This window comes from Nocardiopsis sp. B62, assembly GCF_018070675.1.
Classification (GTDB): Bacteria; Actinomycetota; Actinomycetes; order Streptosporangiales; family Streptosporangiaceae; genus Nocardiopsis; species Nocardiopsis prasina.
The window spans coordinates 1-16,191 of record NZ_JAGPXK010000033.1; the positions used below are offsets into that span (position 1 = coordinate 1).

At 70.9% G+C, this 16,191-nt stretch carries 13 protein-coding genes; 7 read left to right on the forward strand and 6 right to left on the reverse strand.

Annotated features, from left to right (window positions below; genetic code table 11):
- The first annotated feature begins 215 nt into the window (after positions 1-215).
- Positions 216-848, forward strand: coding sequence for a class I SAM-dependent methyltransferase (locus KBX21_RS23590; protein WP_210843783.1), 633 nt, complete (start codon positions 216-218; stop codon positions 846-848).
- Positions 849-1,169: 321 nt separating this feature from the next.
- Positions 1,170-4,277: a transglycosylase domain-containing protein gene (locus tag KBX21_RS23595; protein ID WP_307869262.1), complete on the forward strand. Its 3,108-nt coding sequence runs from the start codon at positions 1,170-1,172 to the stop codon at positions 4,275-4,277.
- A 55-nt stretch (positions 4,278-4,332) separates the two neighbouring features.
- Here KBX21_RS23595 and KBX21_RS23600 read toward each other — a convergent pair whose 3' ends face one another.
- The 4 genes from KBX21_RS23600 to KBX21_RS23615 all read right to left on the reverse strand — a co-directional run bounded on the left by KBX21_RS23600 (position 4,333) and on the right by KBX21_RS23615 (position 8,697).
- Positions 4,333-5,385 carry a prenyltransferase gene (locus KBX21_RS23600; RefSeq protein ID WP_049570236.1) on the reverse strand — a complete coding sequence of 351 codons (1,053 nt, stop codon included), beginning with the start codon at positions 5,383-5,385 and terminating at the stop codon, positions 4,333-4,335.
- Positions 5,385-6,113 carry a class I SAM-dependent methyltransferase gene (locus KBX21_RS23605; RefSeq protein ID WP_049570240.1) on the reverse strand — a complete coding sequence of 243 codons (729 nt, stop codon included), beginning with the start codon at positions 6,111-6,113 and terminating at the stop codon, positions 5,385-5,387. Before KBX21_RS23605 ends, KBX21_RS23600 begins: the two co-directional genes overlap by 1 nt.
- 37 nt (positions 6,114-6,150) lie before the next feature.
- Positions 6,151-7,509: a glycosyltransferase family 4 protein gene (locus KBX21_RS23610; protein WP_049570244.1), complete on the reverse strand. Its 1,359-nt coding sequence runs from the start codon at positions 7,507-7,509 to the stop codon at positions 6,151-6,153.
- Between the two features lie 156 nt (positions 7,510-7,665).
- On the reverse strand, positions 7,666-8,697 hold the full coding sequence (locus KBX21_RS23615) for an MBL fold metallo-hydrolase (RefSeq protein ID WP_210843785.1): 1,032 nt from the start codon (positions 8,695-8,697) through the stop codon (positions 7,666-7,668).
- A gap of 367 nt (positions 8,698-9,064) precedes the next feature.
- Here KBX21_RS23615 and KBX21_RS23620 point away from each other — a divergent pair, with 367 nt between their 5' ends.
- On the forward strand, positions 9,065-9,703 hold the full coding sequence (locus KBX21_RS23620) for a TetR family transcriptional regulator (RefSeq protein WP_210843787.1): 639 nt from the start codon (positions 9,065-9,067) through the stop codon (positions 9,701-9,703).
- 62 nt (positions 9,704-9,765) lie between these two features.
- Here KBX21_RS23620 and KBX21_RS23625 read toward each other — a convergent pair whose 3' ends face one another.
- Positions 9,766-11,214 carry a sigma-70 family RNA polymerase sigma factor gene (locus tag KBX21_RS23625; protein ID WP_210843792.1) on the reverse strand — a complete coding sequence of 483 codons (1,449 nt, stop codon included), beginning with the start codon at positions 11,212-11,214 and terminating at the stop codon, positions 9,766-9,768.
- A 152-nt stretch (positions 11,215-11,366) separates the two neighbouring features.
- Positions 11,367-12,365: a quinolinate synthase NadA gene (gene nadA / locus KBX21_RS23630; protein ID WP_049570254.1), complete on the reverse strand. Its 999-nt coding sequence runs from the start codon at positions 12,363-12,365 to the stop codon at positions 11,367-11,369.
- A gap of 165 nt (positions 12,366-12,530) precedes the next feature.
- On the opposite strand from nadA, the gene KBX21_RS23635 reads away from it, so the two are divergent.
- The 4 genes from KBX21_RS23635 (at position 12,531) to KBX21_RS23650 (ending at position 16,190) form a co-directional block, all read left to right on the forward strand.
- Positions 12,531-13,262 (forward strand): NUDIX domain-containing protein, encoded by a 732-nt coding sequence (locus tag KBX21_RS23635; protein ID WP_234003883.1) that lies wholly within the window; start codon positions 12,531-12,533, stop codon positions 13,260-13,262.
- Positions 13,263-13,335: 73 nt separating this feature from the next.
- Positions 13,336-14,007 (forward strand): HAD family hydrolase, encoded by a 672-nt coding sequence (locus tag KBX21_RS23640; RefSeq protein WP_234003884.1) that lies wholly within the window; start codon positions 13,336-13,338, stop codon positions 14,005-14,007.
- A 243-nt stretch (positions 14,008-14,250) separates the two neighbouring features.
- Positions 14,251-15,366: an ATP-binding cassette domain-containing protein gene (locus KBX21_RS23645; RefSeq protein ID WP_049570263.1), complete on the forward strand. Its 1,116-nt coding sequence runs from the start codon at positions 14,251-14,253 to the stop codon at positions 15,364-15,366.
- Entirely contained in the window at positions 15,363-16,190 is an 828-nt protein-coding gene (locus KBX21_RS23650; RefSeq protein ID WP_049570265.1) for an ABC transporter permease, read from the forward strand. The genes KBX21_RS23645 and KBX21_RS23650 overlap by 4 nt, the downstream gene beginning before the upstream one ends.
- Position 16,191 lies beyond the last annotated feature (1 nt).

Consider the following 16,191-nt stretch of genomic DNA (forward strand, 5'->3'; position numbering starts at 1 on the left):
TCCTTGCGCTGATGGTACTGCCCTGTTGTGGGGTGGGAGAGTAGGTCGCTGCCACGGTTTTTCTTGATAGGGGAGGGGAAGGGCTTGTCCTTTGGGGCGGGTTCTTTCCCTTCTTTTTTGTTGGGGTGGTTTGTGCGTTTGTGAACGCCTTTCTCAGGGTCGTTTCCCCATGGGGTGCTGGCGGGCCGGACCTCCTGCGATGGGAGGATTTCCGTATGACGAAGACAATCCCCGCGGACCTGCTGGCGGCCGCTGAGGCGGCGAACGGATTCATGCCCACTGACGAGGGGATGGCTCTCTTCGAGACGGCCCTGGAGTACGCGGACCGCGGACCCGTCGTGGAGATCGGCACCTACTGCGGCAAGTCCACCGTGTTCCTCGGTGCCGCCGCACGCGTGGGCGGGGCCAGGGTCATCACCGTCGACCACCACCGGGGGTCCGAGGAGCACCAGGAGGGCTGGGAGTACCACGACAGCTCCCTGATCGACCCGGTCACCGGGAAGTTCGACACCCTGCCGCACTTTCGGCGCACGATCACCCAGGCGGGTCTGGACGACGAGGTCATCGCGATCACGGGGGCCTCAGTCGACGTCGCGGCGGTCTGGGGCACTGAGCTGGGCATGCTGTTCATCGACGGCGGACACAGCGAGAGGGCGGCCCAGAACGACTACGAGGGCTGGTCGCCGCACGTCGCCCAGGGCGGGGCGCTGGTCATCCACGACGTCTTCCCGAACCCGGAGGACGGCGGCCGGCCGCCGTACAACGTCTACTGCCGCGCGCTGGACTCCGGGAAGTTCAGGGAGGTGCGCGTGGTGGGATCCATGCGGATCCTGGAGCGCGTTTCCTGAAGCGATTCGGGGGCGGGCGCGGCATTCGTGACGGGGGCTCTGGTGAATCGAATGCGCACGCTCAGTGATTGTCCCTGAGTGTGGCAATATTGGTCCAGTATTGTGAGTGAGCCAACACCCGGACATGGACACGCCTTCGGAGGGTAAGCCTTCGGTAAGAAGTGACCGTGCGGTTACGGATTCGGCCTTGACACGGTTACGTGCGGGTATCGTGGCTTTGAGGGTGGAGCGATGGTGGTGATTTTCCCCGAAATACCGCTTCAGCCCTGAATCGACTGAACCGATCAGGGGCACTCGCGCGTCAAACACCAGGACGGCACGGTGCCGGACGTGATTTGCCTTGGGGGCGGGGAGCTGAGCAAGAGCACACACGGCGATGGCGGGACGGACGGACAGCGTCCCGAATCGAACACGCCGGAGACGAAAGAGACCTCTGCTGAGGAGCTGTCCACTCAAACGACCCCCCAGGGTGAGGATCAATCCGTGGGGGAGGCATCGGAGTCGGCTGGCGAGGCCAACGGCCAACCCGAGCCGGAGTTCGTCCCGGGGGCCATCGCTTTCAAGACGAGCGGCACGTTCCTGCGTGACCGCGTTGCCATGACACTGGCCGAGCAGGGCTTCGAGTCCGAGGGGTCTGATTCGACCGGGACGGGTGACGACTCGGAGAGGGCGAAGCCGGAGGCCTCCGAAGTGGACTCCGACGACGGACCCGCCGACGACGCATCCGCCGCCGGTGCGGAGGACGAGGCCGACCGGGTTGTCACCGCAGACCGGACCGCCGGGGAGTCCGCGAGCGCGGCCACCGGGCAAGCCGATCTGGAGGAAGCCCGAACCGAACAGATCCCGGTCCTTGGAGCCGAGGAGACCGAGGACGCGGCCGAACCCGCGGCGGCCCCCGCCGTCACCGGCTCCGGACCCTCCTCGGAGCCGGAGAAGGTGACCGAGCCCGAGCCCGACCCCGGGACCGACGCCGCGAAGGATTCCGACGACGGCGCTCGGACCGAGGCCATGCCCGCACCCGCGGCTGGCGCGGTGGCCTTCGCTGGCGCTGCGCCGGAGCCGGACGACGCGGAACACGGAGCCGGGAGCGGATCGGCCGAGGGCACCGACACCGGTGCCACGGCGCAGACCGCGGCCATGTGGCCGACGCCCCGACGGTTGTCGGACTACGTGTCGGACAGGCCAACGCCGGAGGGGCCCAACGGCCCCGCCGAGGGCGGAGTGACCGGGGCGGCGGCCTCGGGCGGAGCCGGTACCCCCGGGGGGCCGGGAGGGCCCGGTGGGCCCACCGACAGCGCAGGGGGGCCGGGTGAGGGTTCCGGGAAGAACAGGAAGAAGGCGAAGAAGCCGCTCTGGCTGCGCCTCCTGCTGGCCTTCCTCGCCGTCACCGGCCTGGGCGTCGTCCTGGCCTGCGGTGTCTTCACGTTCTTCTACGTGACCGTCGAGGTTCCGGACGCGGCCAAGGCCGACGCGGTGGAGCAGGGCTCCACCTTCTACTTCGCGGACGGCGAGACCGAGTTCGCCTACCGGGGCACCGACCGCGAGGTCATCAGCTACGACGAGATGACGGCCGGCGGTGACCACGTGGTCGAGGCGGTCATCTCCGCCGAGGACCGTGGTTTTTGGACCGAGCCCGGTGTCTCGCTCAGCGGCACCATGCGCGCGGTGTGGTCCACCATCACCGGCGAGCAGGTGCAGGGCGGTTCGACCGTCACCCAGCAGATGGTGCGCAACTACTACGAGGGCGTCTCCTTCGAGCAGACCGTGTCCCGCAAGATCCAGGAGATCATCATCTCCATCAAGGTGGATCAGAGCGAGGACAAGGAGTGGGTGATGGAGCAGTACCTCAACACCATCTACTTCGGTCGCATGTCCTACGGCGTCCAGGCGGCTTCGCAGGCGTACTACCACAAGGACGTCGACGAGCTCACCGCTGAGGAGGCCGCCTTCCTGTCCGCCGCCATCCAGCAGCCGACCCGGTTCGGCCAGGCGGACGTGGAGACCACGCCCGACATGGAGAACCGCTGGCAGTACGTGGTCAACGGGATGGTCACCACCGGGGCGATCACCCAGGCCGAGGCGGACGCCATGGAGTTCCCGGCACCCGAGCCGGAAAAGAGCACGGAGGACCTCAGCGGCTACCGGGGGTACATGCTCCAGGAGGCCATGAGCGAGCTGACGGACCTCGGCTACACCGAGGACCACATCAACCGCCAGGGCTTCAGGATCGTCACGACCTTCGACAAGGACATGATGGACGCCGCCTACGAGTCGGTGGAGGAGATGGTCGACCCGGACAGCCTTCCCGAGGGCGTCAACATCGCGCTGACCACCATCGACCCGGAGACCGGCGAGGTCCTGGCCTTCTACGGCGGCCACGACTACCACCTGAACCAGTACGACAGCTCGTTCCTGGGGGCCGCCCAGGCGGGGTCGGCGTTCAAGCCGTACGTGCTGGCGACGGCGTTGGAGCAGGGCTACGGCCTGAACTCCACGGTGGACGGCCGCGGGCCGAGGGAGATCCAGGGTTCCCGTGTGCAGAACGCGGGAGACGCGCCCGGTGGCGTCATGACGCTCACCCAGGCCACCACGGTGTCCAACAACCTGGGCTTCGTGGAGCTGGCCCAGGAGGTCGGCTTCGACAACATCAGGCAGACCGCCTACGACGTGGGCCTGCCCGACGGGAGCATCGACGACAACCAGCTCGTCCCGGTCATGCCGCTGGGCGCCACGAGCGTTCGCTCGGTGGACCAGGCCAGCGGTTACGCGACCTTCGCCAACGGTGGCGTGCACATGGAGGCGCACGTCGTCAAGGAGATCGTCAACCAGGACGGTGACAACGAGCGGCCCGAGATTGAGGGCAGGAGAGCCCTTGAGGCGTCGACCGCGGCCGACGTCACCTACGCCCTGGAGCAGGCGGTCAGCTCCGGCACGGGTACCGCCGCGCAGCTGTGGGACCACCCGGTCGCGGGAAAGACCGGCACCACCAACGGCAGCGTGGCGGCCTGGTTCGTCGGGTACACGCCGCAGCTGTCCACGGCGGTCGGGGTCTACAGCGGCAACAACGAGAGCTTCCAGGTCCCGGGGTACAACATCTCCGGCGGCGGTCTGCCCGCCCAGATGTGGGAGTCGTACATGAACCGCGCCATGGAGGGCTACGAGCCCGCCTCGTTCCCGGGCCCCGAGTTCGGTGGAACCACGGAGAACTGGGCCCCGGACCCGGCGACCCAGGAGCCGCAGCAGCCCGAGGCGCCGCAGAACGACCAGCCGGAGACGCCGGAGGGGGAGCCGCCGCCCCCCGAGGAGCCGGTCGACCCGGGGCCGGACATCCCGGAGGAGCCGACCATCCCGGAGAACCCCGAGTGGCCGGGTGACCCGGAGGATCCGGGTATCCCGGAAACGCCGCCCGGCCGGGGCGAGGAAGGCTGACGAACGAGCGAAGGAGGGCCCCTCGGGGCCCTCCTCGTGTGTTCGGGGTCGGAGTTCAGGCCCCGGTGTGCAGGAACACCCGGGAGCCGGGGGTGGCGCGGGTGAGCGCGTCCACCGCCAGGATGATCGCCGCCGAGGTCCACGTGCTGCGCTCCACCGGCCAGCGCACCTGTTCGGCGAACTGGTATCCGGTCCAGTAGACGCCGTCGTCCGCGTCGCGCAGGTGCTGCACGTCCCGCAGGACGCGTACCGCGGTCTCCGTCTCTCCCATGGCGGCCAGCGCCATGACCAGCTCCGAGGACTCCGCCGCGGTCACCCAGGGCTGGTCGCTCACACAGCGCACTCCCAGTCCGGGCATGACGAAGGTGTCCCAGCGCTCGGCGATCCGCTCCTTGGCGGCCTCGTCGCGCAGCACACCGCCGAGGATCGGGTAGAACCAGTCCATCGAGAAGCGGGAGCGGTCCGAGAACAGCCCCTCGTCCTCGGTGATGAGTTCGGCCAGACGGTCGGCCGCCTTGGACCAGTCGGGTCGTTCGCGGCCCAGCCGCGCGCCCAGCTCGGTCCCGCAGCGCAGGGCGTGGTGCACGCTCGCGCACACGGTGAGCAGCGCGTGGTCGCCCGGGGATCCGTCCTCGGAGCGGGCCCACAGGATCTCGCCCTGCTCGCCGCGCAGGGCCAGCACGAACTGCAGGCCGCTCTCCACCACGGGCCACATCCGCTCGGCGAAGTCGACGTCGCCGGTGGTCAGGAGGTGGTGGAGGAGCCCCACGGCCGGGTAGGCGGCGTGGTTGGCCTCGCGCAGCGCCGTCACGGGCCGCCCCTGGCGGTACTTGGCGTACCAGCCGCCGTCGGGGTGGCGGCTCCCGTCCAGCCACAGGTAGGCGCGGCGGGCCGCCTCGGCGTGCTCGGGGACGAGCACGCCGGTGACGGTCAGCGCCATGGCGCACTCCACGTGGTCCCACACGTCGGCGTGGCCGCCCGGGAACCACGGGATCACCCCGTCGCGCTCCTGGGAGCGCACGAGGTAGTCCGCGGACCGGTACAGCTGTTCGGCGCTGAGGACCCCGGGCAGGTGGAGGGCGCCGGGGTCGGACGGTGCGGGTGCCATCAGGCGGCCGCGTCGGTGTGCGGCTTGCGCACGTACACGATGACGCTCTTGCCGATGACGGGGTTGAGGAGCCGCTCGGCCACCCGGGTGACCTTGGGGGCCTGGAGCATGTCCCAGACCAGGAGGTCGTGGTAGGCCTTGGCGGCCGGGTGGTCGTTGTTGTCGGTGCCCACGGCGCACTTGATCCACCAGTACGGGGCGTGCAGGGCGTGCGCGTGGTGGTGCGGGCCGATCACGAACCCGGTGGCCTTGAGCTTGGCCTCCAGCTCGGCGCGGGTGTAGATGCGGATGTGGCCGCCCTCGTTGGTGTGGTACTCCTCCGAGAGGGCCCAGCAGATGCGTTCGGGCAGGAAACTGGGCACGGTGACGGCGGCGATGCCGCCGGGCCTGAGGACCCGGTACAGCTCCTTCATGGCGGCGGTGTCGTGCGGTAGGTGCTCGAAGATCTCGGCGGCCACGACGCGGTCGAAGCTGTCGTCGTCGAAGGGCATGTCGAGGGCGTCACCCTTGACCGTCTCGGCCTTGGCGGAGGCCGGGGCCTCCCCCTCGTGGGCCATGGCCGCGAACATGGTCTCGACGTCGGCGAGGTCGCTCACGTTCTGGTCGAAGGCGACCACGTCGGCACCGCGTCGGTAGATCTCGAAGGCGTGGCGGCCGCCGCCGCAGCCGAGGTCGAGGACGCGCTGGCCGGGGCCGACGGGGAACAGGTTGAAGTCGACGGTGATCAGTGGAGGCTCCCTAGGGACGGTGCTGCGGGTCGTGGGATCAGGCGCCGTTCGCGCGGGCCCGCACGGGTGCGGGCCGGGTGTCGTCGTCTCCGGTACCGGCGCTGGTCCCCTTGACGGCGTCGATGGTGGTGGCGTAGCGCTGGGCGGTGAGTTCGGCCACGGCCTTCCAGGTGAAGCGCTCCTGGACCCGGCGCCAGGCGGCGGCGCCCATGCGCTCGCGCTCGGCGTCGTCGTCGAACAGGGAGGCGAGTTCGGCGGCCAGCAGTTCGGGGTCGCCCGGGGGGATGAGGCGTCCGGCGTCGCCGTCGGTGCCGACCACCTCGGGCAGGGCGCCCGCGTGGCTGGCGACGAGGGGTGTGCCGCAGGCCATGGCCTCCACGGCGGGCAGGGAGAAGCCCTCGTAGAAGGAGGGGACGACCGCGATCTGGGCGCTGGAGACGAGTTCGCCCAGCTGCTCGTCGTCGATGCCGCTGACGAACTCCACGCGGTCGCGCAGGCCGAGTTCGTCGACGAGCTGGTCGGTGGGGCCGCCGGGTTTGGGCTTGCTGACGATCCTCAGGGTGATGTCGCGTTCGGTGGCGAGCTTGGCGGCGGCGCGCAGCAGCACGCTGACCCCCTTGAGGGGGCTGTCGGCGCTGGCGGTGCACACGATGCGGCCGGGGACGCGTTCCACCTCGGGGCGGGGGTGGAAGTAGCGGGTGTCCACGCCGAGCGGGGTGACCTCCATGGTGGCGGGGTCGACGCCGAACTCGCGGGCGATGTCGTCGGCGGAGGACTGAGAGGGGACCAGAATCGGGTCGAGGCGGCGGGCCACCCGCGCCTGCATCCTGACGAATCCGTACCAGCGGCGCTTGGAGAGCTTCTGGAGGCCGCGGGCCTCCTCGATCTCGATCCGGCGGTCCACGCTGATGGGGTGGTGGATCGTGGTGACCAGGGGGAGTCCCGCTGACCTGATGCCGAGCAGACCCCACCCGAGGGTCTGGTTGTCGTGCACGACGTCGAACTCGTCGAGGCGGCGGCGGAGTTCGCGGTTGGCGCGCAGGGAGTAGGTGAGGGGCTCCGGGAACCCGGCGGTCCACATGGTGGCGACCTCCAGGACGTCGATCCAGTCGCGCCACTCGCGCACGGGCGGGGCGACGAAGGGGTTGGCGTCGTTGTAGAGGTCGAGGGAGGGGATCTTCTCCAGGGTGACGCCCTCGTCGAGGACGGGGTAGGGCTGTCCGGAGAAGACGGTGACCTCGTGACCGAGCGCGGCCAGTTCGCGTGACAGGTGGCGGACGTAGACTCCCTGCCCGCCCACGTGCTGTTTGCTGCGGTACGACAGGAGGGCGACGCGCAGGGGGCGTTCGCCGGAGGGCCGTGGGGTCGGTCCCGTGCTGGTGCCCGACTGGGTCAAGAGTCCACCTCTTCGTTGGATCGCGTGCCCGGTCGCCGCCGTTGGTGCCCCGGTACTGGCCGGAGCCGCTGGTGGGCGGCTGCTGGGATGCTGCGCGCCCCCATATGTTACTCGCGAGTTCACTCGGGGTCGGCGCCGGGCATCAGGTACAGGGGATCATATTCGGGGCGTCGTCCCCGGGGTGACGTTGGCCCAGCGGGGTCGGTGTGGCGTGCCCTCGCGAACGACGCGGCCGCGCTCCTCCAACAGGCGAAGGTGTGCGGCGGTCTCGGAGGCGGCCATGTGCCGGGCCAGTGGTCTCATGTCCGCCCAGGGGCGCCGCCACTCCAGGCGTGAGGTGAGTTCCCACAGGGTGGTGGGTCCCTGCTGCACCAGGCGAACCATGAGGTCCAGGCGCTCCTCGTGGTGGTCGACGATCTCCTTCGCGCGCTCGCGCAGTCCGGAGAAGCGCCTCTCGTGTGAGGGAAGACATAGGAGACGCTCGGCCCCGGGCAGGCCGCCGATCCGGGCCTGGGAGGCGAGGAAGTCGCCGAGCGGGTCGCCCTCGGCGGAGTCCAGGGGGAACTGGCCCACGTGCGGGGTGATGCGTGGCAGGACGTGGTCGCCGGTGAAGAGGAGTTCGCGTCCGGCGAGGTGGAGGCACAGGTGCCCTGGCGTGTGGCCGGGGGTCCACACGGCGCGCAGGTCCAGGCCGGGGACGTCGACGCGCTGGCCGTCGTCGAGGGCGGTGTCGGGGAGCGCGGGCGGTCGGAAGACGGTGGGCGAGGCGCGGAAGGCCTCGACGTCCTGGTCGGGGAAGCCCGCTCGGGCCATCTGTTCGATGACGGAGGCGGCACGCTGGTCGTCGGTGCGCTCCTCCTGGCGGCGCAGGACCTCGGCGTCGGCGGGGTGCATGGCGATCCAGGCGTCCGAGGCCGCGCGCAGGCGTCCGGTGAGTCCGGAGTGGTCGGCGTGGAAGTGGGTGACGACGGCGCCACGGACCTCGTCCACCCGGTGCCCTGCCTGGTGGAGGCCCTTGACCAGGGCGTCCCAGGAGTCGTCGTGGTCCCAGCCGGTGTCGACGAGGACGGGGCCGACGGGGGTGTCGAGGGCGTAGACGTAGGTGAACCCGATGGGGTTGTGGGGGACCGGAACGGGGATGCTCCACAACCCCTCGCCCAGGTCCTCTACTGGGGGAACCTCACGCATCCCTGGCCGACCTCTCCACTGGAAACCGAATCGGGTTCGATTCTAGGGAAGGGTCCTTCGAGCCGTGCGGGGGTGGGTACCTCCGGGGCTCGGACGCGGCCCGCCGCATTTCGGACCGACAAAATAGAACATATTCTACAAAGGTCGGAGTGTCGTCCCGAAAGTTCCGGCCAAGTTCTCGTATTGCCTCTGTCACGTCGGGCGATGAGGCGAGGATCATGGGTTCCAGGCGCTGTGATCAAGGGAATTCGTTGGATAACGTGTTCTCGTGAGCCGGGTCGCCGGGCGCGGGTCCACCGGGCTCGGCCGACCCTCGGGCCGTCGCACCTCGGCGACGCGCGGACCGATGACGAATGGGAGAGACCCTGTGGCGGTGCAGGCACCGATCGGAACGATGACACGGAGTCAGACCCAGCGTCGTCGGCGCATCGTCCAGACCGCGGCCGCCCTGGCGGTGCGCGGTGGCGTGGAGGCCATGCAGATGCGTTCGGTCGCCGAACGCGCGGGTGTCGCCCTGGGCACGCTCTACCGTTACTTCCCCTCCAAGATGGACCTGGTCGTGGCCGTGGTCACCGAGGAGCTCGACCTCCTGGAGGGCGGCATCGTCCGCCGTCCGCCCACCGCCGACAGCCCCTCCGGCCGGGCGGTCGACGTCCTGCTGCGCGCCACGCGCGGTCTCATGCGCGAGCCGGAACTGGCCGACGCCCTGGTGCGGTCCCTGATCATGGCCGAGGTCAAGATCGAGCTGGACGTGCGCATCAGCGACCTCGTGTGGAGGGTGGCCACCGGCAACCTCGAGGGCGCCGACACCACCGACGAGGCCGGCGAGGACGAGGCGGAGGCCGGTACCGACGTGGACCGCGACAGCACCGGGTACGTCCTGGTCGGCGCGCTCACCAGCGTGTGGATCTTCGAGCTGGTGGAGATCCTCAAGGGACGCCGCGACGTCGACGAGGTCGAGAGGCGTCTCCAGGCCGCCGCCGAACGCCTGCTCTCCTCCTTCTGACGGCTCCGGCTCCCCACGGCTCCCGCCAAGGGGCGTCCGCCTCGTAGCGCTGTCCCGGCCGGCTACTCGGCCGGTTCTTCCGCCTCGCTCTGCCCGCTCCCGAACAACAGTCCCAGCAGGCCTCCGAGCAGGCCGGGGGAGCCGTTCCCGGGAGACCCGCCGCCGCCTCCGGGCGGCTCCTCCTCGTCCTCACCCTGGCCGGGGTCGGGCTGCTCCGCCGGGGGCTCGGGTGCGCCCGGACCCTCACCTGGGGCCTCCGGGCCGTTCCCGCCGTGCTCCTCCCGGGGCTGTCCCCCGCCGTCGCCCTCGTCGCGCGGCCCGTTCGGGCTGCCGCTGGGGCCGTCGCTCCTCGGTGTGTCCGTCCCGGGGGCCTCGGTACTCGTCTCCCCGGCGGCGGTGGCCGAGGTCGGCTCGGTCCCCGGCTTGCCGTCGGAGGCGGTGGAGACCGACTCCACCTCGGACAGGCCCGGACGCTGCCCCGGCAGGGCCGGGCCGGAGTCGATCATGGTGGTGGGGCCGCCGACCGAACTGGCCCACCACCACAGCCCCAACGCGACCACGACCGTGGCCAGCCCGGAGACCGCGGGCAGCGGCCAGCGCCTGCGGCCGGTGTCGGTGATCTCGCCGTGCGGGTCGTGGTCGGGGGAGGGCAGCGGTGAACGCGCGTCGTCGCGCACGGGGTGGTCCGCGGTCATCACTCGGTCGCCGGGCAGGGCCCGGGGGAGCGGGACCTCGACGGGGCCGGCGTCCTCGCCCGCTTCGACCACCGGGTCGCCGGGCGGGCGCGAGCGGTGGACCGGGTAGCCGTCCGCGGTGAGCGGTTGCATGGCGGCGGCGATCCGGGCGCGTTCCTCGGCCGCGTCGGGTGAGGTACAGGTACGCACGACCCGGTCGCGCAGACCGGGCGGCGCCCCGGGCGGGCGCAGCAGGGCCAGCGCGGAGGAGACCTGGTGCACCTGGGTGCGCCAGTTGCCGCTGGGGGTGTCCTCGTCGGGTTCGGGCGCGGGAAGGTCCTCCAGTCCCTCCGCCGCTCGGCGGATCGCGGAGCGGGAGAGCTCGCCGCAGATCCTCGGTTCCAGTCCCAGCACCCGGGAGACGGCCGAGGTGGACAGCGCGTGGCGCAGGTTCAGCTCGACGAGTTCCCGGTGGCTGGCGGGCAGGCGGGAGAACATCCGCGCGACCGGTGCCTCGGCGGGCACGGTGGCCAGGCGCGTGTAGGGGCAGGTGTGCGCGAATCCGCGCCGCTGACAGGCGGCGCGGACGAGCGCGAAGAGCCAGGGGCCCCGGTCGGCGGGGTCCGCGAGTCTGGACCCCAGTTCGACCCCGGCTACGAGGGCCTCGTGTACGGCGTCGGTGACGGGGTCCTCGTCGGGCCGGTCAACGCGCTCGCTGTACTGGTCGGGGTCGCCCAGCAGGGACCACGCGTACCGGAAGAGCGGCTGCGCGAACGCGTCGTGCAGCCCCTCGACGGTGTCGGTCGTCGGTACGCCTGTTTCGTTACCTCTGGTCACGATTCTCCCCCCACTCCTGAGGTGACGCTAGCGAGGGGAGGCGTCTGGTGTGGGCGAATGGATCAGCTGTGGCTGGAAGGTGAGACTTCTGTTACCGTCCATGCGCCTGCGGCGTCACTCGCCACGCGCCGCCGACCTCGCCCACGTGCCCCCTACTCGCCGCCCCGGGAGGGTTGGCCGATGGAGACCATGCGCTCCACCGAGCGACGGGCCCGCTCGGCGGTCCCGGGGTCCACGTGGATCTCGGTGGTGCCGTGGCGGAGCGAGTTCAGCAGCTTGTCCGCGTCGATCATCTTCATGTAGTGGCACTCGGCGCGGGAGTTGACCGCCTCGAACTCCGTGGTGGAGTTGGCGTTGCGCAGCTGGTGCAGCATGCCGGTCTCGGTGGCGATGAGCACCTTCTTGGCGGTGGTGTTCTCGGCGGCGCTCAGCATCCCGCCGGTGGAGAGGACCTTGACGCGCTCCTCCGGGACCGCGCCGCTGCCCACGAGGTAGAGCGCGGAGGTCGCGCAGCCGCACTCGGGGTGGACGTACACCTCGGCGTCGGGCTCGGACGCGACCCGTTCGCGCAGGGTGTGGCCGTCGATTCCGGCGTGCACGTGGCACTCGCCCATCCAGATGTGGATGTTCTCGCGGCCGGTGACCCGCTTGACGTGGGCGCCCAGGAACTGGTCCGGGAGGAAGAGGATCTCCTTGTCCTCCGGGATGGACCGGATGACGTCGGCCGCGTTGGAGGAGGTGCAGCAGATGTCGGTCTCGGCCTTGACCGCCGCCGTGGTGTTGACGTAGGCGACCACGACCGCGCCGGGGTGCTGGGCCTTCCAGGCGCGCACGTCCTCCGCGGTGATGGTGTCGGCCAGCGAGCACCCCGCGTTGGGATCGGGCAGCAGGATGGTCTTCTCCGGTGCGAGGATCTTGGCCGTCTCGGCCATGAAGTGCACACCGCAGAAGACGATGGTGCTGGCGTCCACGCTCGCGGCCAGCCGGGAGAGAGCCAGGGAGTCGCCGGTGTGATGGGCGACGTCCTGGATTTCCGGGCGCTGGTAGTTGTGCGCGAGGATGACAGCGTCGCGCTCCTCTGCCAGGCGGCGGACCTCGGAGGCCCACTCCTGCCTGGTCATGGTGTCCGCCGTCGCGGTGACCGATGCCATGTCCTACTACTTCCTTGAGGCTGTGGGCACGCCGTGCGGGCGCCGTGCCAGGGGAGATGAGTGCGCCGACCAAGTTTTTGTCTGCCAGGCACAAACCTGGTGAAGCTTAACATGGCGTGGAACGGAAGGGACAGGGTGGATATCCCGGAAGCAAACGGACAGGCCATGGTGGCCGCAGCGGGCCCGACCGCGACGGCCGACCCCGAACGGGGGGGAGGGGCCGCGGTGCTGTCCGCGCACGAGGCGATCGCGGTCGTCCTCCAGATCCGCGCGGGCGAGCTGTGCGTCCTGTTGTGGCGGCGGGCCCTGCCGCCCTGCGAGGGCGAGTGGGCGCTGCCCGGCGGGCGACTCGGTGCCGACGAGAGCCTTGGCGCCTCGATCCGCCGTCAGCTCGCGCAGAAGGTCGACGTCCGCGACCTCAGCCACATGGAACAGCTGGAGACCCGCAGCGACCCCGACCGCGACCCCCAGCGCCGCACCCTGGCCACCGCGTACCTGGGGCTGGTCCCGGCGCACATCGACCCGGTGGTTCCGGCGGACACCGACTGGCACCCCGCCGCCGACCTGCCCCCGATGGCCTTCGACCACGCCTCCATCGTCCTCTCGGGCCGCCGCCGACTGCGCTCCAAGCTCAGCTACACCAACCTGGGGTTCGCCCTGGCACCGCCGGAGTTCACGATGTCGGAGCTGTCGGCCCACTACCGGGCCGCCCTCGGGCACGACGTGGCCGCCACCAACCTGCGCCGGGTCCTGCTGCGGCGCGGACAGATCGAGGAGACGGGTCGTTCGGTGCCCTCCGGCCGCTCTGGCGGCCGACCCGCCGCGCTCTTCCGCTTCCGGGCGCGCGAACTGGAGGTCACCGACGCCTTCGCCGTGCTGCGCCCTCCCGGCACCTGAGCCCCGTGCGTCGCGGGCCCGGGCCGCTCCGGTCCGGGTCCGCGCCGGTACAGGCCTTGTACACTCCCTAACCGTGGCAATTCGTACTGTGGTGTTCGACGTCGGCGAGACACTCATCGACGAGACGCGGATCTTCGCGCGCTGGGCGGACCGGTTCGCGATCCCGCACATGGCGTTCTTCGGCACCATCGGCGCGGTGATCGCCTCCGGCGGCACGCTCACCGACGGCTTCCGGCTGCTCGTGCCCGGGTTCGACCTGGAGGCCGAGAGCGCCCGCTGGCGCGCCGAGGACCCCGAGGGCGCCCGCGAGCACTTCGACGAGCGCGACCTCTACCCCGACGTGCGCCCCGCCTTCAAGGCCATGAACGAGGCCGGGCTGTCCCTGGTGATCGCGGGAAACCAGCCGCCCGAGGCCGGACCGGCCCTGGACGCCATGGGCCTGGGAGTCGACGGCATCGGCATCTCCGACGTGTGGGGCACGCAGAAGCCCGAGCCCGAGTTCTTCGACCGCGTCCTGGAGCTGGCCGACCGCGTCCGCCCGGGTGTCACGGCGGGGGAGATCCTCTATGTCGGCGATCGCGTCGACAACGACGTCCTCCCCGCCCGCCGCGCGGGAATGCGCACCGCCCTGCTGCGCCGGGGCATCTACGGGTACCGTCACGCGGCCACCCCCGACGCCGAACGGGCCGACGTGGTGGTCGACGACCTCCACCAGCTTTCCGACTGGATCTCCGACCAGGGCTGAGCCCGACCGGAATGTGACGTCCGCCGGGTCATACTCATGTTCGAACGCGGGTGGCGTGTCGTCTGTCCCACCACCTCCTGGCCTCGGGTACCCTTCCCGGCACGCCCAGGGACCGACCGGGGTCGCGGTCCGGTCACGGTGCCCGATTCAACCCGTTTGATCCCCAGGCCCAGGGGAAGGCTGCGTACCTGCGCGGCTCCCCGCGGTAACACCAACCGGCCCCCGAACGGAGACGACCCCGCGATGATCACATTCGAGGGCGCCGCCAAGACCTATCCAGACGGCACCGTCGCCGTCGCCAGCCTGGACCTGACCGTGGAGTCCGGCGGGACCACGGTCTTCGTCGGGCCCTCCGGCAGCGGCAAGACGACCTCCCTGCGGATGATCAACCGCATGGTCGAGCCCACCGCCGGAACCATCCGCGTCGACGGCGCGGACATCCGCGAACAGGACCCGGCCCAGCTGCGCCGCTCCATCGGCTACGTCATCCAGCAGGCGGGACTCTTCCCGCACCGCACGGTCCTGGACAACATCGCCACGGTGCCGCTGCTCCTGGGATGGCGGCGCAGCAAGGCGCGCGCACGAGCCGCCGAGCTCATGGAACTGGTCGGCCTCGAACCCGCCCAGGCCAAGCGCTACCCGCACCAGCTCTCCGGCGGCCAGCAGCAGAGGGTCGGCGTCGCCCGCGCCCTCGCCGCCGACCCGCCGATCCTGCTCATGGACGAGCCGTTCAGCGCCGTCGACCCGGTCGTGCGCACCAGCCTCCAGGACGAGCTGATCCGCCTCCAGCAGGAACTGAACAAGACGATCGTGTTCGTCACCCACGACATCGACGAGGCCGTGCGCCTCGGCGACCGCATCGCGGTCTTTCGCCCCGGCGGCGAACTCGCGCAGTACGACTCCCCGAAGCGCCTGCTGGCCGATCCCGTGGACGCGTTCGTCGAGTCGTTCATCGGCTACGACCGGGGCGTGCGACGCCTCTCGTTCTTCCCCGCCAGCGGACTCTCCCTGCGTGAGGACGTCGTCTTCGACGACGAGGACCGGGTCGAGCGGGCCAAGGACGTCGTCGCCGGGGACGCCGAACCCTGGGCCCTCGTGGTGGACCCCGACCGGATGCCCCGAGGGTGGGTCAGCGCGGCGCAGCTCGACCGGGCCCCCACCGGGGTGCCGCTCGGCTCACTGGACCTGGCGCCCTACGGCCACACCTTCGACGTGGCGGTCGACTCCCTGCGCGCCGCCCTGGACGCCGCCGTGCTCTCACCCGCGGGCCGCGCCGTCGGCGTGGACGACGAGGGCCGGGTCGTCGGCGTGGTCTCCCAGGACGACCTCGGCTCCGCGATCTGGTCGGTGTCCGAGTGATCGCCGCCGACGGCGGGAACTGGGCCGTGGGGGCCTGGGAGTGGGCGGTGCGGGTCACCGACTGGGGCGTGGCCAACTGGAGCTACCCGGGCGAGCCCAACCGGGGGATCTGGCCCCGGCTCCTGGAGCACATGCGCCTGGCCTACCTGTCCATCCTCATCGGGCTGGCCGTCGCCGTGCCGCTGGGGCTGGCGTGCGCGCGCTGGCGCGGTGTCTACCCGCCCGTGCTCACCGGCGTGAACGTGCTCTACGCGGTGCCGTCCATCGCCCTGTTCTTCCTCATGCTCCCCTACACCGGGTTCAGTGACTGGACCGCGATCATCCCGCTGTCCCTGTACACCCTGGTGATCCTGCTGCCCAACGTCGTGGACGGGCTGCGCCAGGTCCCCGACCACGTACGCCAGGCGGCCGTGGCGATCGGCTACAGCCCGCTCCGGCGCCTCGTGACCGTGGAGATGCCGGTGGCGGTGCCGGTGATCATCGCCGGGCTGCGCGTGGCCTCGGTGGCCACCATCAGCATGGTCAGCGTCGCCTCCCTGGTGGGCCTCGGCGGGTTGGGCCAGCTCATCCTCAGCGACGGGTTCCGCCGCCAGTTCGACGCGCCCATCGTGGTCGGCATCGTGCTGGTGGTCCTGCTGGCCTTCGTCACCGACGCCCTGCTGGTGATCGCCCAGTACCTGCTCACCCCCTGGACGCGCGGCAACGCGGGGCCGGGCGGCGGACGACGCGCACGAGCGCGCCGCGGGGCCACCGCGCCCAGCGGCGCACCCGCCGCCCCGAACGCCGCGCCCGCGAACCCGAGCCCAGCCACGGCGGGGGAGTAAC